Annotated in this window: 16 protein-coding genes; 5 read left to right on the top strand and 11 right to left on the bottom strand. The window is 42.7% G+C overall.

Going from position 1 to position 20,422, the window contains the following annotated elements; genetic code table 11:
• Nucleotides 1-7 precede the first annotated feature (7 nt).
• The 10 genes from DXC04_RS05145 to DXC04_RS05100 form a co-directional block, all read right to left on the bottom strand.
• Entirely contained in the window at nucleotides 8-1,216 is a 1,209-nt protein-coding gene (locus tag DXC04_RS05145) for an aspartate kinase (protein ID WP_021859568.1), read from the bottom strand.
• Nucleotides 1,217-1,233: 17 nt separating this feature from the next.
• Entirely contained in the window at nucleotides 1,234-2,463 is a 1,230-nt protein-coding gene (locus DXC04_RS05140) for a homoserine dehydrogenase (RefSeq protein ID WP_117538114.1), read from the bottom strand.
• A gap of 11 nt (nucleotides 2,464-2,474) precedes the next feature.
• Nucleotides 2,475-3,582, bottom strand: a protein-coding gene (gene prfB / locus DXC04_RS05135) for a peptide chain release factor 2 (RefSeq protein WP_118660268.1) whose coding sequence is annotated in 2 segments (ribosomal slippage) — nucleotides 2,475-3,506 and nucleotides 3,508-3,582 — 1,107 coding nt in all. Because the reading frame shifts where the segments join, the coding sequence is not laid out codon by codon here.
• A 63-nt stretch (nucleotides 3,583-3,645) separates the two neighbouring features.
• Nucleotides 3,646-6,210, bottom strand: coding sequence for a preprotein translocase subunit SecA (secA, locus tag DXC04_RS05130; RefSeq protein ID WP_117538112.1), 2,565 nt, complete (start codon nucleotides 6,208-6,210; stop codon nucleotides 3,646-3,648).
• A gap of 107 nt (nucleotides 6,211-6,317) precedes the next feature.
• Entirely contained in the window at nucleotides 6,318-7,091 is a 774-nt protein-coding gene (hisA, locus tag DXC04_RS05125; protein WP_118660266.1) for a phosphoribosylformimino-5-aminoimidazole carboxamide ribotide isomerase, read from the bottom strand.
• 291 nt (nucleotides 7,092-7,382) lie between these two features.
• Nucleotides 7,383-7,724 (bottom strand): hypothetical protein, encoded by a 342-nt coding sequence (locus tag DXC04_RS05120; RefSeq protein ID WP_021859563.1) that lies wholly within the window; start codon nucleotides 7,722-7,724, stop codon nucleotides 7,383-7,385.
• Nucleotides 7,725-7,879: 155 nt separating this feature from the next.
• A complete protein-coding gene (locus tag DXC04_RS05115) occupies nucleotides 7,880-9,832 on the bottom strand; it encodes a fructose-1,6-bisphosphatase (RefSeq protein WP_118660264.1) in 1,953 nt (650 codons plus the stop codon).
• Nucleotides 9,833-9,847: 15 nt separating this feature from the next.
• Nucleotides 9,848-10,606, bottom strand: a complete 759-nt coding sequence (gene dapB, locus DXC04_RS05110; protein ID WP_021859561.1) for a 4-hydroxy-tetrahydrodipicolinate reductase — start codon at nucleotides 10,604-10,606, stop codon at nucleotides 9,848-9,850.
• A 109-nt stretch (nucleotides 10,607-10,715) separates the two neighbouring features.
• On the bottom strand, nucleotides 10,716-11,606 hold the full coding sequence (dapA, locus tag DXC04_RS05105) for a 4-hydroxy-tetrahydrodipicolinate synthase (protein WP_021859560.1): 891 nt from the start codon (nucleotides 11,604-11,606) through the stop codon (nucleotides 10,716-10,718).
• A gap of 115 nt (nucleotides 11,607-11,721) precedes the next feature.
• Nucleotides 11,722-12,351: a single-stranded DNA-binding protein gene (locus DXC04_RS05100; protein WP_118660262.1), complete on the bottom strand. Its 630-nt coding sequence runs from the start codon at nucleotides 12,349-12,351 to the stop codon at nucleotides 11,722-11,724.
• 175 nt (nucleotides 12,352-12,526) lie between these two features.
• Here DXC04_RS05100 and typA point away from each other — a divergent pair, with 175 nt between their 5' ends.
• The 4 genes from typA to hpf all read left to right on the top strand — a co-directional run bounded on the left by typA (nucleotide 12,527) and on the right by hpf (nucleotide 16,499).
• A complete protein-coding gene (gene typA, locus DXC04_RS05095) occupies nucleotides 12,527-14,353 on the top strand; it encodes a translational GTPase TypA (protein WP_021859558.1) in 1,827 nt (608 codons plus the stop codon).
• Nucleotides 14,350-15,237 (top strand): phosphatase PAP2 family protein, encoded by an 888-nt coding sequence (locus DXC04_RS05090; protein WP_021859557.1) that lies wholly within the window; start codon nucleotides 14,350-14,352, stop codon nucleotides 15,235-15,237. The genes typA and DXC04_RS05090 overlap by 4 nt, the downstream gene beginning before the upstream one ends.
• Before the next feature lie 12 nt (nucleotides 15,238-15,249).
• Nucleotides 15,250-15,864, top strand: coding sequence for a phosphate-starvation-inducible PsiE family protein (locus DXC04_RS05085; RefSeq protein ID WP_021859556.1), 615 nt, complete (start codon nucleotides 15,250-15,252; stop codon nucleotides 15,862-15,864).
• Nucleotides 15,865-15,965: 101 nt separating this feature from the next.
• Nucleotides 15,966-16,499, top strand: a complete 534-nt coding sequence (gene hpf, locus DXC04_RS05080) for a ribosome hibernation-promoting factor, HPF/YfiA family (RefSeq protein WP_021859555.1) — start codon at nucleotides 15,966-15,968, stop codon at nucleotides 16,497-16,499.
• Nucleotides 16,500-16,761: 262 nt separating this feature from the next.
• Here the strand turns inward: hpf and DXC04_RS05075 are convergent, their stop codons facing one another.
• Entirely contained in the window at nucleotides 16,762-17,415 is a 654-nt protein-coding gene (locus tag DXC04_RS05075; protein WP_118660260.1) for a YigZ family protein, read from the bottom strand.
• A gap of 212 nt (nucleotides 17,416-17,627) precedes the next feature.
• Between DXC04_RS05075 and DXC04_RS05070 the strand changes: the two genes are divergently transcribed.
• Nucleotides 17,628-20,315, top strand: a complete 2,688-nt coding sequence (locus tag DXC04_RS05070; RefSeq protein ID WP_118660258.1) for a transglycosylase domain-containing protein — start codon at nucleotides 17,628-17,630, stop codon at nucleotides 20,313-20,315.
• The last annotated feature ends 107 nt before the right edge of the window (nucleotides 20,316-20,422 follow it).

Here is a 20,422-nt window from a genome sequence, read left to right as displayed (position 1 = left end):
CAGACGATTATTCCGTCATAATGAATCCATCATGTACTGCGTTCATCGCTTTCTCGATGTCTTTCTCATCTACCAGTACAGTAATTCTGATTTCAGAAGTCGAGATCATATTAATATTAACCCTTGAGTTGTAGAGAGATTCGAACATCTTGGCTGCAACTCCCGGGTTACTCATCATTCCAGCTCCAACCACTGATAATTTTGCAACATTCTTATTACAAGTAATCTCCTGAATCGTCAGACGCTCCTTGTTCTCGTTCAGTATTTCAAGTGCACGATCCAGATCATCTGATGCAACCGTAAAGGAAATATCTTTTGTTCCTTCTCTTCCTACAGACTGGAGAATAATATCTACATTAATATTGTTCTTTGCAAGTGTATTAAATATTACAAATGCCGTGCCCGGTTTATCTTCTACACCGATCACTGAAATTCTGGCTGTATTTGCATCTGCTGCGACTCCCGTTACTAACAGTTTTTCCATCTTGGCTGCCTCCTTGACTACTGTTCCTTCTGCCTCTGTCAGGCTGGAACGTACTACTAATTCTACATTATATTTCTTTGCCATCTCTACGGAACGGTTGTGCAATACTTTGGCTCCCAGACTTGCCAGCTCCAGCATCTCGTCATATGTGATGACATCGAGTTTTCTTGCATTCTTTACTACACGTGGATCTGCTGTATAAACACCTTCAACATCTGTATAAATCTCGCATTTATCTGCATGAAGAACTGAAGCCAGCGCAACTGCTGTTGTGTCAGATCCACCACGTCCCAGAGTCGTAATATCATCGTATTTGTTAACTCCCTGAAAACCGGTGACAATAACAATCTTCCGGGAATCCAGTTCATGCTGGATACGCTCTGTATCTACGCGTTTAAAACGAGCATTTCCATATCTGGATGTAGAATGCATCATAACCTGAAATGCATTCAAGGATACCGCCGGAACATCCAGTGCCTGCATCGCCATAGCCATAAGCGATACGGATACCTGCTCTCCGGTTGTCAGAAGCATATCCAGTTCTCGCTTCTTAGCATCCGGATTAATATCATGTGCCATTTCTATCAGATTATCTGTAGTATCACCCATTGCGGATAATACAACTACTACATCATGTCCTGCTTTATAATCTTCAATGCATCGTCTGGCAACATTGAAAATACGTTCTTTATTCGCAACAGAACTGCCGCCGAATTTCTTTACAATTAACATTCGCTTGCCCTCTTTTCTTATGCTTTCTGATCTTCAATCCTTATCATATGTAAGATCTGATCTTTGTACCGGTTTGCTCTTGTATCATAATCACCTTCCATCATAACCGGCGTTACAATTCCAAATTCACCTTCTAATCCCGGGACTTTCACGATTTCGATCTCTCCAAAGGAATATTCCAGATCTTTCCGCATCTCTTCTTCATCACCTTTCATGCGGATGAAGAATCTGCGTTTGGCATCACCTTTATCTTCCAGCGTCAGTTTTTCCTGTTTCCACATTGTCATAATATTGCGGTTCAGGTGTTTTGCTGCATCTACAACATCTGCTACAACTGCACTTGCTGTCGGCAGTTTACCGGCACCGCTTCCATAAAACATTGCATCACCAAGAACATTACCATGTACAAAAATCGCATTGAACACTCCATTTACATTGTACAGTGGATGTTCCGGATAAAGCATGCAAGGCGCAACGATCGCATGCAGTCTGCTGCCGTCTCTCTTGCTGGAAGCGAGCAGCTTGATCGTTGTTCCCATTGCCTTGGCGTATTTCATATCCTCTGTCGTGATCTTCGTAATTCCTTCACAGTAAATGTCTTCAAAGTCAACCTGATTTCCACTGATCAGAGAAGATAAAATTGCAATTTTACGGCAGGCATCATATCCTTCCACATCCGCTTCCGGATTGCGCTCCGCATAACCATTCGCCTGCGCCTCTTTCAGAACCGTGTCATAATCAGCTCCTTCATAGAACATCTTTGTCAGCATATAATTTGTTGTACCATTTAAAATACCTGTGATCTCTTCAATTTCGTCCGCTGTCAGAGATGAATTGAGCGGACGGATGATCGGGATTCCGCCGCCTACACTTGCTTCAAACAGGAAATTAATGTTCTTTTCTTTTGCAATCGACAACAGCTCTGCACCGTGTTTCGCTACAAGAGCCTTGTTTGAAGTTGCAACGCTTTTTCCTGCCAGAAGACTTCTCTTTACAAATGTATAAGCAGGTTCAATTCCCCCCATCACTTCTACAACAATATTAATCTCTTCATCCTGTATGATCGTCTCAAAATCATGGACAATCTTCTCCTGCACCGGATCTCCCGGAAAATCTTTCAGATCCAGGACATACTTCACCTGAAGTTTCTCACCAATTCTCTGATTAATTCCTGCTCCATTTGTATCAATTACTTCTACGACACCGGAGCCTACGGTTCCATAACCCAAAACTGCAATATTTACCATATATCTCTCCTTTATCTTTCCGCTTTCTGTTTCAGATATGCATTAATAAATGCGTCAATATCCCCATCCAGCACCGCATTTACATTACCGTTTTCCTGACCGGTTCTGTGATCCTTGACAAGTGTATACGGCTGCATTACATAAGATCTTATCTGGTTTCCAAATCCAATCTCCTTGATCTCACCACGGATATCTGACACTTTTTCTGCCTGTTCCTGCTCTTTCATAAGCTGAAGCTTTGCTTTCAGCATCTGCATCGCTTTTTCTTTGTTGTGATGCTGCGAGCGTTCGTTCTGGCACTGCACAACAATCCCAGTAGGCAGATGCGTAATACGAATTGCCGAAGATGTCTTATTAACATGCTGACCACCCGCACCGCTGGCACGGTATGTGTCGATCTTCAGATCCTCATCTGCAATGTCAATATCAATATCATCTTCTATGTCTGGAACAACATCACAGGAAGCAAATGATGTCTGCCGTTTCCCAGCCGAATTAAACGGCGAAATGCGAACCAGACGGTGTACGCCTTTTTCAGATTTCAAATAGCCATAGGCATTCTCACCATTCACTTCAAACGTTACTGTCTTAATTCCGGTAATATCTCCATCCAGATAATGCAGTACTTTTAACGCGAACCCTCTCTGTTCTGCCCAGCGGTTATACATACGATAGAGCATACCTGCCCAGTCACAGGATTCGGTTCCTCCGGCGCCTGCGTGAATCGTCATGATCGCATTGCAGGAATCATATTCACCTGACAACAATGTCTGGATACGAAGTTCTTCAAAAAGCGTTTCGAACTTCTTCCATTCCTGTTCAATTTCTTTCACTACAGAAGGATCCTCTTCTTCATATCCCATTTCCAGAAGAATCGCCACATCTTCATATCCGGTATAAAGCGTGCGGATCTTCTCTGTAAGTTCTTTCAGATCCTTCAGTTCTTTCATAATCTTCTGGGATTCTTCCGGATCATTCCAGAAATCCGGTTCCTCTACCTTGCGCTCCAGCTCTTCGATCCTTTTCTCCTTGCCGGCGACGTCAAAGTGAATCCCTCATCTCGGCAAGAGGTTCTTCGTAAGCATTATAAATGCTCTTAAGCTGATCTAATTCAACCACTTTTGCTTCACCTCTTTCTTTTTTATATTCTCATTTTTGTATTCTGTTTACAGGCTGTGGCTCTTACTTTCTGCCACAACACTGTTTGTATTTCTTACCGCTTCCACACGGACACGGATCGTTTGGATATACCTTTTTCTCTGCTCTCTTCTTCGGAGTATGTGCTGCGGAATCGTCTTTATTCGTTCCTGTAACCTGTGCAACCTGTTCACGTTCTACTTTTTCTTCCAGCCTTACATGGAACAGTGCACGTACAGTGTCAGCAGAGATGCTCTGTGTCATCTCGCCGAACATCTCATATCCGATCATCTTATATTCTACCTTCGGATCTCTCTGTCCATAAGCCTGCAGACCAATTCCCTGACGGAGCTGATCCATATCATCGATATGATCCATCCATTTTGCATCGATAACCTTAAGCAGGATCACACGCTCGATCTCACGTACCTGTTCTGGTTCCTGATACTCCGCCTCTTTTACTTCGTATGCTTTTGCTGCACGCTCTTTTAACAGATGTTTCAGCTTCTTCGGTGACAGTCCTTTGACATCTTCCGGTGCCAGAGGTTCCATTGGAATTGTCTCTAAGATATTGCGGTTCAGTTCTACCAGATTAAACTCTTCATAATCCTGATCCGGACTTACGATCATATCTACGGTATTCTCAATATAATCATTCATCATATGGAAAATAGAATCACGCATGTTGTCTCCATCCAGTACATGTCTTCTCTCTTCATAAATGATCTCTCTCTGCTCATTCATTACCTGATCATACTCTAACAGATTCTTACGGATTCCGAAGTTGTTACTCTCGATCTTCTCCTGTGCTTTCTGAATCGCACTGGATAACATCTTATGCTGTATCTGTTCTCCTTCTTCTACACCAAGTGCATTAAATACACTCATCAGACGTTCAGATCCGAACAAACGCATCAGATCATCTTCCAGTGAAATATAGAATCTGGATTCTCCCGGGTCTCCCTGACGTCCCGAACGTCCACGAAGCTGATTATCAATACGTCTGGATTCATGACGCTCTGTCCCGATAATCTTCAGTCCGCCTGCTTCTCTGGCTTCATCGTCCAGTTTAATATCCGTACCACGACCAGCCATGTTTGTTGCGATCGTAACTGCATCATGGATACCTGCCTGTGCAACAATCTCAGCTTCCAGTTCATGGAATTTCGCATTTAATACATTGTGCTTGATTCCACGACGTTTTAGCATACCACTGAGAAGTTCGGAATTCTCAATTGTAATCGTACCAACCAGTACCGGCTGATGTTTTGCATGCGCTTCTTCGATTGCATCACATACAGCTTTGAATTTTTCCTTTTCTGTCTTGTATACAGCATCTTCCAGATCCTTCCGGATAACCGGTTTATTTGTAGGAATCTCTACAACATCCATTCCGTAAATCTCACGGAACTCCTTCTCCTCTGTCAGAGCAGTACCTGTCATACCGGACTTCTTCTCATATTTGTTAAATAAATTCTGGAACGTAATCGTCGCAAGAGTCTTACTCTCTCTCTTAACTTTTACATGCTCTTTCGCTTCAATCGCCTGATGAAGTCCGTCAGAATAACGACGTCCCGGCATAATACGTCCGGTGAACTCATCAACGATCAGTACTTCATCATCTTTTACAACATAGTCTTTGTCACGAAACATCAGATTGTGTGCACGCAGTGCCAGAATAATATTATGCTGGATCTCCAGGTTTTCTGCATCTGCCAGGTTCTCAATATGGAAGAACTTCTCTACTTTCTTCACACCATCTTCTGTAAGGTTGATGTTCTTTTCTTTCTCGTTAACAATGAAATCTCCGGTCTCTTCAATATCTTCACCAAGGATTGCATTCATTTTGGAGAACTCACCACTCGCTTCACCACGTTCTAACTGACGTGCGAGAATGTCACACGCTTCGTAAAGCTTTGTAGATTTGCCACTCTGTCCGGAAATAATAAGCGGAGTTCTTGCTTCATCGATCAATACCGAGTCAACCTCATCGATAATGGCAAATTTCATACCTCTCTGTACAAGCTGTTCCTTGTAAATTACCATGTTATCTCTCAGATAATCAAATCCAAGTTCATTGTTCGTTACATATGTGATATCGCAGTTATATGCATCTCTTCGCTCGTCATTGTCCATCTCATTCAGAACTACGCCTACGGTCAGTCCAAGGAACTCATGAACCTGTCCCATCCACTCAGCATCACGCTTTGCCAGATAATCATTGACTGTTACGATCTGCACACCTTCACCAGTCAGCGCATTCAGATATGCCGGCAACGTTGATACAAGTGTCTTTCCTTCACCAGTCTTCATCTCTGCGATACGTCCCTGATGCAGGACAATACCACCGATGATCTGTACTCTGTATGGTTTCATTCCCAGAGTACGGTATGCTGCTTCACGCACAACTGCAAATGCCTCTGGAAGGATATCATCTAATGTTTCTCCGCCAGCAAGTCTGTCTTTGAATTCTTTTGTCTTCGCTCTTAATTCTTCATCTGACAGACTCTGCATCTGCGGTTCTAACGCTTCAACCGCATCTGCGATCGGATAAATTCTCTTCAGCTCATGTTCACTGTGTGTTCCAAATATTTTCTGTATAAAACCCATGTTGATATATACTCCTTATTTGTAAATTTACTCAAATTTTATTCTAGCACTATCCGAATCTCAATTCAACCAATTTATAAAGTGTTTACAAACTGGTAACACTTCCTTTACGAACGATATTTCCGGACTTTTTCATACGGAAGCGTTCCGCCAAAGAGATCAAGGGCACTGCCGATTGTAAAGTCCAGACATCCTTTTGTCAGATGCGCAAATTGCTCTAAATCCTCCATGCTTCCGATCCCCCCCGCATATGTAACCGGATTGCCATGATATCTACCGAGAAGTTCAGCCAGATGCTTGTCCACACCGGCTGCTTTTCCCTCTACATCCACACCATGCACAAGGAATTCATCACTGTATCCCGCCAGTTCCTTTAATATCTGTTCATTCAGGACAACATCTGTAAATGTCTGCCACCGGTCTGTCACAATGTAATACTGCCCATCTTTTTTCCGGCAGCTTACATCAATGACCACATGTTCTTTTCCTACTTCTCTTTTCAGCTTCTCCATCGCATCCCAGCGGATCTTACCACCTTTAAATACATAAGAAGTTACGATTACATGGCTTGCACCTTTTTCAATATAGCCGGAAGCATTCTCCGCCGTAACCCCACCGCCGATCTGCATCCCGCCGGGATATGCCCGTAATGCTTTTTCTGCCTGTTCCAGTGTCTTCTTATAATATTCGGAAGAAGGCGGATTCAGCAATATGATATGCCCGCCTTTCAAGCCATCTTTCCTATATAAATCTGCGTAATAATCCGCATCCATTTCAGACGCAAAATTTTCTGTTGCCTGATTACCTTCGTCTCTTAAGCTTCCGCCTACGATTTGTTTTACTTTTCCATTATGAATGTCAATACATGGTCTGAATCTCATAAATCTGCGTTACTCCTTCTTTACGATTACACTACTAGTGGATAAAGCCCAACTACATTTAATAATGATACCCACGAATTGTTCCGTGCTGCGCACTCTCACAATTCTGCCCACTATTCGCATATCGTGGGATCACAATCCCACTTTTATGCTCATATTGGGGCAGGTTCCAAGGTCATACAGCCACTTATGAGCAAGCTCATGCGGCTTTCGACCTTTTGACCTTGGTATCATTGCATTATTATAGCACACCGCCTTTTCAAAAAAAAGAAAAGGCGGTGTGCTGTCTCATTATTTCTTATCTTTTTTTGTTGTTTTGTCTGTCTTCTGATCCGTTGTCTTTTTGTCTGTTGCTTTATCTGTCTTCTGATCTGCATTGTTATCTGTGCCGTCAAAGCCATCTTCTACATCATCTTTGATGTCTTCAGCTCCGTCTTCAATATCATCACCAATCTCATCTGCGACTCCATCATCATTTTTCGTATCGTCTGCTGTTCCATTTGTCGCATCATTTGTACGATCACCATTGTAGTCTGTAGCCTTATTATCTGCATTGTCATTTCCACAGCCTGTCAGTGCACCCATCACGCAGACACACAACACTACCAGCATACATCTTCTCAACTGTCTCATATTTTCATTCTCCCTTTCGTTCCTGTATATTTATCTATTTATCAAGTAATACTTGTTATCATGTAATATTTACATTTTTGCAGATTCTATACTTTCACGATTCTGGGATTATTTTACATCTATATCACAGTTTTACAATCAGCATTGTTTTCACATTACATACGCTCTGTAATCTCACCGCTTCTGTATGCCTGAAGAAGCATTTTCAGATCTTCAATCTGTTCTTTTAACTCCTGACCTATATCCGTATCTCCTACCAGCTTTCTCTCCAGCACACGTTTTACAACAACGCTGTCTGAATGGATGTCGCTTTCTTTTTCAATCGCTGCTTCTGTTGATTCAAACGGTTCATGCGCCGCAAGAATCAGTCCGTAAGAATTATAGATCAGCGTATATCCTGCAATGCCGGTCTGTTTCTGATAGGCTCTGGAAAATCCGCCATCGATCACAAGCACTTTTCCGTTACATTTGATCGGGCTTTCTCCCGTAATCGCTTTCACCGGCACATGCCCGTTAATGATATGTGCACTCTCTTCGGTCAGTCCAAATTCTTTCAGAATCATATTGATTACTTTTTCATTTTCAAGCAAATTATAATATAGGTTTTTCTTTTCTTTATGCGTCTCTTTTTCAGCAAGGAAATAACGTTCAAATGTTGCCATTTTATCTTTTCCAAACAATGGGGAATTTTCACTCAACCAGATATACCACATCATGTCCTTTCCCCGCTCTTTTTCCTTCTTATTTAATGCATAAAATCCTTTTCGCACATAGCTTTCCAGCACTTCATACAGACTCTTTCCTTTGTAGGATCTGCCGTACAGCCGTACACTTTTCAATGTTCCGTCCTCTTTAAGCGGAACACAGCCATGATAGAGCAGATTTCCATTATAGACTTTGTAGAGTCCACCCTTGTTCAACAGAAAGCGCATATGATCCTGCAGTTTCTCACAGTTTAAAAATGCACTTTCAAGGCGCGACATGATCTCTTCCTCGTCTTTGCTGAGCGCATATGGATGTTTCGGATCGATTGTCGGAAAATTTATATCCAGCATCTCATATTCTTTTCCATTCAGAGTTATAACACCACGTTCATAATCGATCTTGTCTAACAGATTGCGATCCTCCAGATGAAATCCCGGATTCTTTTTGATAATCTGTCCTTCCACTTTAAATTGAATAACCGACATTGCTTTGTGCATTCGCATCTCGAGCTGTTTTTCATTGATGTCTCTGTTCTGCTCTCCTTTTAATTTGAAACATTCACACGGATCATCCTTATATACCCGAAGTGCAAATGTCGCAAGCGGAAGCAGATTGATCCCATACCCATCCTCCAGAATATCCAGATTGCCATATCTTGCGCAGATACGGATCACATTTGCGATACAGCCACGCTGCCCGGCAGCTGCCCCCATCCACAGTACATCATGATTCCCCCACTGAATGTCTACGGAATGATAATTCTTTAATTTGTCCATGATGATATGCGGTCCCGGACCTCTGTCGTATATATCCCCCACAATATGCAGGTGATCCACCGTCAGTCTCTGGATCAGCTCACTAAGCGCCACAATAAAAGGTTCTGCTCTGCCAATTCCGATGATCGTGCTTACAATGGAGTTATAATACGACTCTTTGTCCGAAACTTCCGGACGCACCGTGATCAGCTCCTCGATTACATAAGCAAATTCTTTCGGCAGTGCCTTTCGCACTTTTGATCTTGTGTATTTGCTTGCTGCGCATTTACACACTTCAATTAACCGGTACAATGTAATCTTGTACCAGTCCTCCATACTCTCTTCGGTCTGTCTGATCCGATCCATCTTTTCTTTTGGATAATAAATAAGAGTAGCCAGAGATTGTTTGTCTCTGCTACTCAAAGTATTTCCAAATACATCATCAATTTTACGGCGCACAGAACCTGAGCCGTTCTTCAGCACATGTGAAAACGCCTCATATTCTCCGTGAATATCCGTCAGGAAATGTTCGGTTCCTTTCGGAAGATTCAAAATTGCCTGAAGATTAATAATCTCCGTTGATGCCTTAGCGATGGTCGGGTACAGCTCAGAAAGTCTCTCCAGATAACGTTCTTTTAATTCTTTCATAAACTCCTCCCATAATTAAAACTGAATGACATCCGACATGTCATACAGCCCTGCCGGTTTACCTGCCAGAAATTTGGCAGCTTCCACGGCACCTTTTCCAAAGATTGTCTTGGAATATGCTGTATGCTTAAATTCTATTACTTCATCAGTTCCGGCAAACAGTACTTCATGTTCCCCTACAATCGTACCGCCACGGACTGCTGAAATCCCAATCTCTTTTGTATCACGTTTCTTACGCTCCTGGCTTCTGTCATATACATAATGATATGCTTCATCCATTGCTTCATTCATAGAATCCGCAAGCGCAATTGCTGTTCCGCTCGGTGCGTCCAGCTTCTGGTTGTGATGCTTTTCAACAATCTCCATATCATATCCTGCCGGTGCAAGAACTTTGGTTGCTTCTTTTAATAATTTCATCAGAAGATTGATACCAAGAGACATATTTGCAGATTTTAAAACTGCTGTTTTCTTTGCTGCTTCTGGAATCTTTGCAAGTTGTTCTTCTGAAAGACCTGTCGTGCAGAGAACAACCGGCATTTTTTTCTCTTCACAGTATGTAAGCAGAGCATCTGCTGCTGCCGCGTTAGAAAAATCAATGATCACGTCTGCTTCCACGTCGCATTTTTCCAGGCTTTCAAAAACCGGATAATCATTGGCGATTCCTGTATATTTATCAATTCCTGCAACAAGCTCGATTCCTTCGTCGGCTTTAATAAGCCCCGTAATTACCTGTCCCATATGTCCATTGCATCCATGCATGATTGCTCGTACCATTTTATTTCCTCCTGTATGTTCCCACGATTGTCATAGAAAAAGGATATCACAACTGGTGCCAGTAAGCAACCAATGATATCCTTTTCACATATTCTGCACAATATGTATCTTATGCTAATTGAATTCCGAAATCTTTCATTGCTTTTGCCAGCGCCTGTTCATGCTCTTTAGAGATCTCTGTAAGTGGCATGCGAAGCGGTCCACACTCAACTCCCATAAGCTGCATGGCTTTCTTAACCGGAATCGGGTTCACTTCACAGAACAGTTGCTCAATAAGAGGCAGTGCTTTCAGCTGAAGTGCTGCACTCCCTTTTACATCTCCGTTAAAGAACTTCTCGCAGATATCATGTGTTTCCTGCGGCGCAACATTAGACAGCACAGAAATAACACCTTTGGCTCCCAGTGACAACATCGGCACGATCTGGTCATCATTACCGGAATATAAATCAATATTTCCATCTGTCAGAGCCATGATCTTCGCAACCTGTGAAATATTGCCAGACGCTTCTTTTACAGCTACGATATTATCTACATTCTTAACAAGCTCTGCAACCGTTGCCGGTTCAATATTGCATCCGGTTCTGCTTGCAACGCTGTACATGATAATCGGAGCTTTTGCTTCTTTGGCTACTGCTGTATAGTGACCGATCAGTCCTGCCTGTGTTGCCTTATTATAATAAGGTGTTACCAGTAACAGACCATCTGCGCCATAATCTGCCGCCTCTTTTGACATGTCGATGGCTGTTCTTGTGCAATTAGAACCAGTTCCGGCAATTACCGGGATTCTGCCTTTCACACGGTCAATAGCAAATTTCACACACTGCATATGCTCTTCTTCCGTCATTGTAGCAGATTCTCCGGTCGTTCCGCAGATAATGATCGCATCCGTACCGTGTGTACAATGATAATCAAGCAATTCATCAAGTTTATTATAATTAATGGTTTCGTCGCTGTTAAATGGTGTAACGATGGCTACACCTGCACCTGTAAAAATAGACATACATATCCTCCTGACTGCATTTCGTTATTAACAGAATTTTATCACCATTCAAATATGATGTCAATGAAACTCTTTCCCCCTTTACAGGCATTTTGTCATTTTCTCTCATTTTCCATCAAATTCCCACACATTCCAGTTTGCTTACCGAAACTTCATATGCTATGCGTTTTTGGGTTTCTGTCTCTGAAAGTTTCTTTACATATTCCCGGCTCTGGATTCTCCCAAGGATCTGCACATGCTCTCCCACTTCAAAAGCAGAGGCAAATCTTGCATTTCTTCCCCAGCAGATACACGGTATGTAATCTGATTTTCCATATGGCCGGTTCACCGCAAGCAGAAGATCTGCAATTTCTCTTCCGAGCGGAGTTTTACGGTATACCGGCAGTTTACAGATATAGCCGTCCAGCAGGATATTGTTTGTCCGCGCTCCATCCGGCTCTTCTTCAATAAATGTAACTTCTCTGGCGAACACGGACAGTACAAGTCTGTTTTTCTGTTCCTCATGGCGGTTGTAAGAGCGGAACTGTCCACAGATCATCAGATATTCTCCTTTATAATCCTGGCTCACATCAATCAGTCGTTCCGATACCATTACCGGTATCCGGTCCCTGGAATTGCTCAGACGCTTCACATCAACATCTACCATATAAAAGCCCTCACCGAACACTTCGTGGCTGAATGTAAAGCCTGATACAACTTCTCCCATAATTGTTACCTGATTGTTTTCAATAACCTTATCTGACATAATTTTACATTCTCCTTCCTCTGAATCGTATTTTGAGTCATACCATAATCTATGAAAGTCGGAATGCTTTTAGAACTAAATACTTGTAAATTCTATAAAATATGATAAACTAATAAAGTTGTACAATGAAAAATGGAAAATTATATGTTAATAGGAAGAGAAAAGGAAGGTTCGTATGAAGACAAAACGCGAAGATGTACGTAATATAGCAATCATTGCCCATGTCGATCACGGTAAAACGACATTGGTTGACGAATTATTGAAGCAAAGCGGTGTATTCCGTGAAAATCAGGAAGTGGAAGAACGTGTTATGGATTCCAACGATATTGAACGTGAGCGTGGAATCACAATCCTTTCCAAAAACACAGCAGTCTATTATAAAAATACAAAGATCAACATTATCGACACACCGGGGCATGCTGATTTTGGTGGCGAGGTAGAACGTGTTTTAAAAATGGTAAACGGTGTTGTCCTCGTTGTAGATGCATTTGAAGGTGCTATGCCACAGACCAAATTCGTTCTAAGAAAGGCACTGGAACTGGAACTTCCGGTTATCGTATGTATCAATAAGATCGACCGTCCGGAAGCAAGACCGGATGAAGTTATCGACGAAGTTCTTGAACTGTTCATGGATCTGGATGCTTCTGATGAACAATTAGACTGTCCGTTCGTTTACGCTTCTGCAAAAGCAGGTGTTGCAGTTCTGGATCTCTCTGATGAAGAGAAAGATATGAAGCCTCTTTTTGAGACAATCTTAGAGTATATCCCGGCTCCGGAGGGTGATCCGGAAGCTCCGACGCAGGTACTGATCAGTACAATCGATTACAATGAATATGTCGGAAGAATCGGTGTCGGCAAAGTTGATAACGGTACAATCCGTGTAAATCAGGATATGGTTCTTGTAAACCATCATGATCCTGACAAACAGGAAAAAGTAAAAATCAGCAAACTTTATGAATTTGACGGTCTGAACAAAGTAGAAGTAAAAGAAGCTACGATCGGATCTATCGTTGCAATCTCCGGTATTTCTGATATTTCCATCGGTGATACACTCTGTTCTCCGGAAGCTCCGAACGCAATTCCGTTCCAGAAGATTTCAGAGCCAACGATTTCCATGAACTTCATCGTTAACGACAGTCCGTTTGCCGGACAGGAGGGAAAATACGTTACTTCCCGTCACTTACGTGATCGTCTGTTCCGCGAGCTGAACACAGATGTCAGCCTTCGTGTAGAAGATACCGAGAACATGGACAGCTTCAAAGTATCCGGACGTGGCGAACTTCATTTATCCGTTCTAATTGAGAACATGCGCCGTGAAGGTTATGAATTTGCAGTCAGCAAAGCAGAAGTTCTTTATAAGAAAGACGAAAAAGGTAAATTATTAGAGCCTATGGAGGCAGCTTATATCGATGTGCCGGATGAATTTACCGGAACTGTCATCGACAAATTAAGCCAGCGTAAAGGTGAGCTGCAGAACATGGGTGCAACCGGTGGCGGATATACCCGTCTCGAATTCCGTATTCCGGCACGTGGTCTGATCGGATACCGTGGAGAATTCTTAACAGATACAAAAGGAAATGGTATCATCAATACTGCATTTGACGGCTATGCTCCGTACAAGGGAGACATCACTTACCGTAAGCAGGGCTCTCTGATCGCATTTGAGACAGGCGAATCTGTAACTTACGGACTGTTCAGTGCCCAGGAACGCGGTGTGCTGTTCATCGGTGCCGGCGAAAAAGTATATTCCGGTATGGTTATCGGAGAAAATGCAAAAACAGACGATATCGAAGTCAATGTATGTAAGACCAAACATCTTACCAATACCCGTTCCTCCAGTGCAGACGAAGCACTTCGTCTGACACCTCCGAAAGTATTAAGTCTGGAGCAGGCACTGGACTTCATCGACACAGACGAATTACTGGAAGTAACTCCGAAAAACTTAAGAATCCGTAAAAAGATTCTGGATCCAAAGATGAGAAAAAGAGGAAATCGATCATGATCTTTTTGTGGCAATTAGAAAATATTCGAACACCGTTTTTCAACGAAATCATGCAATTTGTCACTTATTTTGGTCAGGAACTATTAATCATAGCGGTTATCTGCGCACTGTACTGGTGCGCGGATAAGCGCTTTGCTTATTATCTGGGCTTTACTTATTTCACAGCAGGATTCTGTGTGCAGGCGTTAAAGATCACTTTCCGGATTCCAAGACCGTGGATTCTGGATCCAGAATTTAAAGCTGTAAAAAGTGCAATTCCTGCCGCCACCGGATATTCCTTCCCAAGCGGACATACTCAAGGGGCTACATGTCTCTTCTTCCCGTTAGCTCTTCGTGCCAAAAAAGCATGGGCAAAAATACTGTTTATACTCGCATTTTTATGTGTTGGTTTTTCCAGAATGTATCTCGGATGTCACACACCAAAGGATGTTTTCGTATCTATGGGTCTGTCCATTATCATTGCATCCGTTTTCTGGCATTTCCGTTCAAAACTTGAAAATGTTACTACTTGCACCGCACAGATTTCTGTCCTGCTCGGTATACTCGCATTCGCTCTCGCCGGCTATGCATGGTATTTATATCATGGACAGATGATTGCTTTGAAATATGCAATGGACTGCTTCAAAGCTGCCGGAGCCGGATTGGGTTTTGCCCTTGGCTGGTATCTTGAACGCACACATCTGGACTTTCAGCCGGATAGCTGCTCCGGAAAGGGTCAGATTTTGAAATTTATCATTGGTATACTACTGACACTTTGCGTGAAACTCATCATCTCTTTTATTTTCGGCTCTTCTATCTTGGCAAAATCCGCCGAATATTTTATACTGCTGTTATGGATCATTTATTTTTATCCTTATCTGTTTACCAAATACAGCAAACACTAAGAGGAGAATTTTATGCGAACAATCATTGCCAATTTTTTAAAACGACTGACCGAAATTCTGGAACTTTTCATTGCTTTGATGCTGGCTGCCGGTATTATTTTATTATGCGTGCGGATCGCCACATCACTTGCCAATGTTCCAGATCTGAATACGTGGCCAAACTATGACGATCTGCTGGAAACCTGTTTTAATCTGATCATCGGAGTGGAGCTTATCCGCATGGTTTATTATCATACACCGGCGACTGTATTTGAAGTTCTGATCTTTGCGATTGCAAGACAGATCATCATCGATCACTCTTCCAGCTATTCTAGCCTGATCGGCGTATGTGCAATTGCTGTTTTATTTGCAACAAGGAAATATCTGTTCTGTGAATTTGATATTCCAAACGAAACTATTTTGCGCGCAACGACGAAAGTAAAACTTGCTAATAAACTTCTGGGTATCTCGCTTCCTTACGAAGAAGATACTGCCACACTTCGAGATATTCTGGAAGAAAGCCTGAAAAAAGGAGAAACCGATATCGGTGTCGGTGCCTGCGCCTACTATTCAAACTGCGGACTTCGTGTTGCAAAAATGCATAATGGAAAAATTTCCAGAATTGAAGTAATTCATGCTATACAATAGTCAACAAACATGTTATACTGAATATATCAGATATATCTCTTTCTGTATAGCAATTGTCAGATTTTATATATCTGAAAAATGTCAAAAAGGAGTTGAGCATCATGAAGTTTATCATTATCGGAAAAAACATCGATGTAACACCAGGCTTAAAACAAGCTGTAGAAAGTAAGTTAGGAAAATTAGAAAGGTACTTCACTCCAGAGACGGAAATTCACGTAACCTTAAGCGTACAGAAAGAACATCAAAAAATTGAAGTTACAATCCCTGTAAAAGGTACAATTATCCGTTCCGAACAAGTCAGCAGTGACATGTATGTATCCATCGATCTTGTCGAAGAGGTTATTGAACGCCAGCTTCGCAAATATAAGAACAAACTTGTTGCCAGACAGCAGGAAGGCGGCAACTTTAAACAGGAATTTTTCGATACCGCAGAGAATACAGATGAAGACGAGATCAAGATCGTCCGCACAAAGAAATTCGGCATCAAACCAATGTATCCAGAAGATGCATGCATCCAGATGGAACTGCTCGGACACGATTTCTACGTATTCTGCAACGCAGAGACCGAAGAAGTCAACGTAGTCTACAAACGCAAAAACGGCTCTTTCGGATTGATAGAACCAGAGTTTTCATAAAGCTACGAGCAAGACATAGAATAAGGGAAGCGGGTGGTAATGTGAACATTACCACCCGCTTCCCTTATTCTTATGTATGGCGACAGCCATGACCGAGGAATCACCGCAGGTGGTTTCGAGGTTCTTGCTCGTTGCTTTCACTACTTCTGTGTATGGCGACAGCCATGACCGAGGAATCACCGCAGGTGGTTTCGAGGTTCTTGCTCGTTGCTTTCACTACTTCTGTGTATGGCGACAGCCATGACCGAGGAAACTTTTCCCACTACTCAAGCACCTGCTCTTTTCCGTCAACTTCCGCAAAGAAACATGCCTCTCCCACTTCCATCTTTGCCTGCCCGGAAGTTCCTTCTGTAATCTCCGCCTGCACCTGCGCCAGCTGCTCATCGGACAGTAGCACTTCCAGCACAACCTGATCCGTATACTGCGTATCCAGAACCTGAATTCCGTTCTCTCCTAATATGTACTGGATTTTACCAAGTCCGGTATAATCCGTTGTAATCTGAAGTTTAGATCCTGAAATTCTGGTTACAATCTGGGAAGAAGCCAGTCCTGCCTGCACCGAAGACGAATATGCCCGTACCAGTCCTCCTGTTCCAAGAAGTGTTCCTCCGAAATATCTTGTAACAACTACTACAACCTGATGAAGTCCCGCACCAGTCAGCACATCCAGCATCGGTTTACCGGCTGTACCATTCGGCTCCCCATCATCACTGCACCGCATCAGTTCCTGCTGCTCTCCAACAATATAGGCAAAACAATTGTGTCTGGCATTCCAGTATTTTTTCTTTGTGGCTTCGATAAAAGCAAGCGCTTCCTCTTCTGTCTTCACCGGACTTACAGTTGCAATAAAACGGGATTTCTTTTCTACAATTTCGGCTTCACCGCCGGTATATACAATTTTATATTCTAATGCCATTATCTTTGTTCCTTTCTTTCCTGCACGAGCTGATGATACTTTCCTTTTACATCAGGCAGTCACTCATGATAAAACAGCCCGAAAAATGCACTTACTTATTATAATACCGAATTTCTTAAGATTTTCCTACCAAAATATGAAGTTTTCATTTTTTTCTTTATTTCAAAGACTATCTTTGCTATAATGACGTGGTATGAAGGAGGCAAAAACTCATGAATTATGGTAAAAGAAAGGCTGCCAGGCAGCAGAAACGAATAACATCCAAATCTGCCATGCAAGGGAAACGCGTCGGCGTCCGCCTGTTCAAAGCTTTGCTACTCTGTATTGTGCTGGTCGGAGTGATTGGTATCATCGGCGGCGGATTATTTGTAAAACGTATCATAAACAATGCGCCTGAGGTATCCCCTTCCGATGTCAAACCGCAGGGATTTACAACTTTTGTTTATGCAGATGACGGTAAAACGGAAACACACCGTTTTGTAGCTTCCGGTTCAAACCGTGTTTACAAAACAATTGATGATATTCCGGATAATCTGGCTCACGCATTTGTTGCAATTGAGGATGAACGTTTTTACAAACATAATGGTATCGACTTACAGGGTATCGCCCGTGCAGCAGTTTCCACACTGACCGGTTCCGAACAAGGTGCCAGTACACTGACACAGCAGCTCATCAAGAATAATGTTTTCCCGAACTTTGTAGACGAGAAGACATTTGCAGACAAATTAGAGCGTAAGTTCCAGGAGCAGTATCTTGCTTTACAGATTGAGAAGCAGATGAGCAAGAATGAGATTCTGGAAAGTTATATGAATACGATCAACCTTGGACAGAACTGTCTTGGTGTACAGTCCGCATCCATGCGTTATTTTGGAAAAGATGTGTCCAAACTTACATTATCTGAATGTGCGGTTATTGCCGGGATCACTCAGAATCCATCCGGCTACAATCCGGTAACACATCCGGATGCCAATGCCAAGAGACGAGACAACGTTCTGAAAAACATGCTTGAACAGGGTTATATTTCAAAAAAAGAATATAACAAGGCAAAGAAAGACAAAGTTTATGCACGTATTCAGAAAGCCAACAAGAAAAACAGTGATAATAATAACGCTGCCAGCTATTTTGTAGATGCACTTTCTGACCAGGTTATCCACGATCTGAAAGAACAGCTCGGATACACAGATGCACAGGCATACAATGCTCTCTACAGTGGCGGCTTAAGCATCTATTCTACCCAAAACAAAAAGATGCAGAAGATCTGTGATGAAGAGCTGAACAAAGACTCTAACTATCCTGGACTTAAGGAATACGGTCTGGATTATGCTCTTACCGTAACCCGTGCTGACGGTTCTGTTAAGAATTACAGCTCTGGCCATGTAAAAAAATACGTCCAGAAGAAATACGGCAAATCACAGGGGCTTTTATACTCCAGCAAAGAAGAAGCCAAGCGTATGGTAAAAGAATGGAAGAAGACCATCGCCAAAAAAGGAGACAAATATAACGAAGTAATGAACATTACTCCACAGCCTCAGGCCTCCGTTACTCTGATGGATCAGAGCAACGGCGAGATCAAAGCTATGGTAGGCGGACGTGGTGCCAAAGGTTCCAGCCTCAGTCTGAACCGTGCTTACAAGGGTGCAAAACGTCAGCCTGGATCTACATTCAAGGTTCTGGCAGCTTATGCACCTGCAATTGATGCATGTGGCAAGACACTTTCTTCTACCGTTGTTGATGAGCCTTACAGTTATAAAAATGGCAAAAGCGTGCGAAATGCCAGCCGTTCTTACAAAGGAACTGTTACTTATCGTACTGCTATCGCCAATTCCATCAATGTCTGTGCAGTCAAGGTCAGTGATGAGATCACACAACAGCTGGGGTATGAATACTGTAAAGACAAATTTGGAATCAGTACACTTGTTAAGAACAAAGAAATCAACGGAAAGATTTTCAGTGATGTTAACCAGACACTTGCACTTGGTGGTATCACAGAAGGTGTTTACAACTATCAGCTCTGCGCTGCATATGCTTCCATTGCTAACGGCGGTGAATATAACACACCTACCCTTTACACGAAAATCGTAGATCATGATGGGAATGTTCTGTTAGAGAATCCGGGTTCATCCCACAGAGCAGTCAAAGAAAGCACTGCTTCTCTTCTTACAAGCGCATTACAAAGTGTTGTTAAAGAAGGTACAGGACGTTCCTGCCAGTTAGACAATATGGCAACTGCCGGTAAAACCGGTACAACAACTTCCAACAAGGACTTATGGTTCTGTGGCTTCACTCCTTATTACACCTGTGCAGTATGGGGTGGATACGATGACAACAAGGAATGCGGCTATGACACAAGCTTTCGTTTCCGTCTCTGGAAAGGAATTATGAGCCGTATCCATGAGAATCTTGAATCAAAAGATTTTGATACAAACGCAGGACTGGAAAAAGTATCTGTCTGTAGCATTACTGGTAAGCTTCCGCGTTCCGGATGTCCGACCGAGACAGAATACTTCACGGAAGACACCGTACCTACAGAGACCTGTCCGGGACATTCCAGCTACGACAGTGGATCCAATTATAACAATGATAATAACAGCAATAACGGTAACACCGGTGATACGAACAATGGTAATACCGGCAACAACTCTGGCGGTAATACTGGCGGTAACTCTGGCGGCAACTCCGGTGGCAACTCTGGTGGCAACTCTGGTGGCAACTCTGGCGGTAACTCTGGTGGCAACTCTGGCGGTAATACCGGTGGCAATACTGGCGGTAATACCGGTGGCAACACTGGTGGCAATACTGGCGGTAATACCGGTGGCAACTCTGGCGGTAATACCGGTGGCAACTCTGGTGGCAGCACTGGTGGCGGCACTGGTGGCGGCACCGGCGGACATGATAATTAATCATCAATAAATGAATAGTAAAAAAGCATTGGGTTTGTAGAACCGAATGCTTTTTCATTTGCTCAGCTATTTTTTTATTTTATGATCTCTGCAATTTTAATTCTGCA

This window comes from Dorea sp. OM07-5 (assembly GCF_003481355.1).
Classification (GTDB): Bacteria; Bacillota; Clostridia; order Lachnospirales; family Lachnospiraceae; genus Dorea_D; species Dorea_D hominis.
This window is presented reverse-complemented; position numbering and strand designations above follow the sequence as displayed.

What these genes read in the sequence shown, in the direction of transcription:
- DXC04_RS05145 (WP_021859568.1), bottom strand. Translation starts at nt 1,216, where the DNA reads ATGTTAATTGTAAAGAAATTCGGCGGCAGTTCTGTTGCGAATAAAGAA.
- secA (WP_117538112.1), bottom strand. Translation starts at nt 6,210, where the DNA reads ATGGGTTTTATACAGAAAATATTTGGAACACACAGTGAACATGAGCTG.
- DXC04_RS05140 (WP_117538114.1), bottom strand. Translation starts at nt 2,463, where the DNA reads ATGGTAAATATTGCAGTTTTGGGTTATGGAACCGTAGGCTCCGGTGTC.
- DXC04_RS05120 (WP_021859563.1), bottom strand. Translation starts at nt 7,724, where the DNA reads ATGAGACAGTTGAGAAGATGTATGCTGGTAGTGTTGTGTGTCTGCGTG.
- hisA (WP_118660266.1), bottom strand. Translation starts at nt 7,091, where the DNA reads ATGAGATTCAGACCATGTATTGACATTCATAATGGAAAAGTAAAACAA.
- DXC04_RS05075 (WP_118660260.1), bottom strand. Translation starts at nt 17,415, where the DNA reads ATGGCATTAGAATATAAAATTGTATATACCGGCGGTGAAGCCGAAATT.
- DXC04_RS05070 (WP_118660258.1), top strand. Translation starts at nt 17,628, where the DNA reads ATGAATTATGGTAAAAGAAAGGCTGCCAGGCAGCAGAAACGAATAACA.
- dapB (WP_021859561.1), bottom strand. Translation starts at nt 10,606, where the DNA reads ATGGTACGAGCAATCATGCATGGATGCAATGGACATATGGGACAGGTA.
- DXC04_RS05115 (WP_118660264.1), bottom strand. Translation starts at nt 9,832, where the DNA reads ATGAAAGAATTAAAAGAACGTTATCTGGAGAGACTTTCTGAGCTGTAC.
- dapA (WP_021859560.1), bottom strand. Translation starts at nt 11,606, where the DNA reads ATGTCTATTTTTACAGGTGCAGGTGTAGCCATCGTTACACCATTTAAC.
- typA (WP_021859558.1), top strand. Translation starts at nt 12,527, where the DNA reads ATGAAGACAAAACGCGAAGATGTACGTAATATAGCAATCATTGCCCAT.
- DXC04_RS05090 (WP_021859557.1), top strand. Translation starts at nt 14,350, where the DNA reads ATGATCTTTTTGTGGCAATTAGAAAATATTCGAACACCGTTTTTCAAC.
- hpf (WP_021859555.1), top strand. Translation starts at nt 15,966, where the DNA reads ATGAAGTTTATCATTATCGGAAAAAACATCGATGTAACACCAGGCTTA.
- DXC04_RS05085 (WP_021859556.1), top strand. Translation starts at nt 15,250, where the DNA reads ATGCGAACAATCATTGCCAATTTTTTAAAACGACTGACCGAAATTCTG.
- DXC04_RS05100 (WP_118660262.1), bottom strand. Translation starts at nt 12,351, where the DNA reads ATGTCAGATAAGGTTATTGAAAACAATCAGGTAACAATTATGGGAGAA.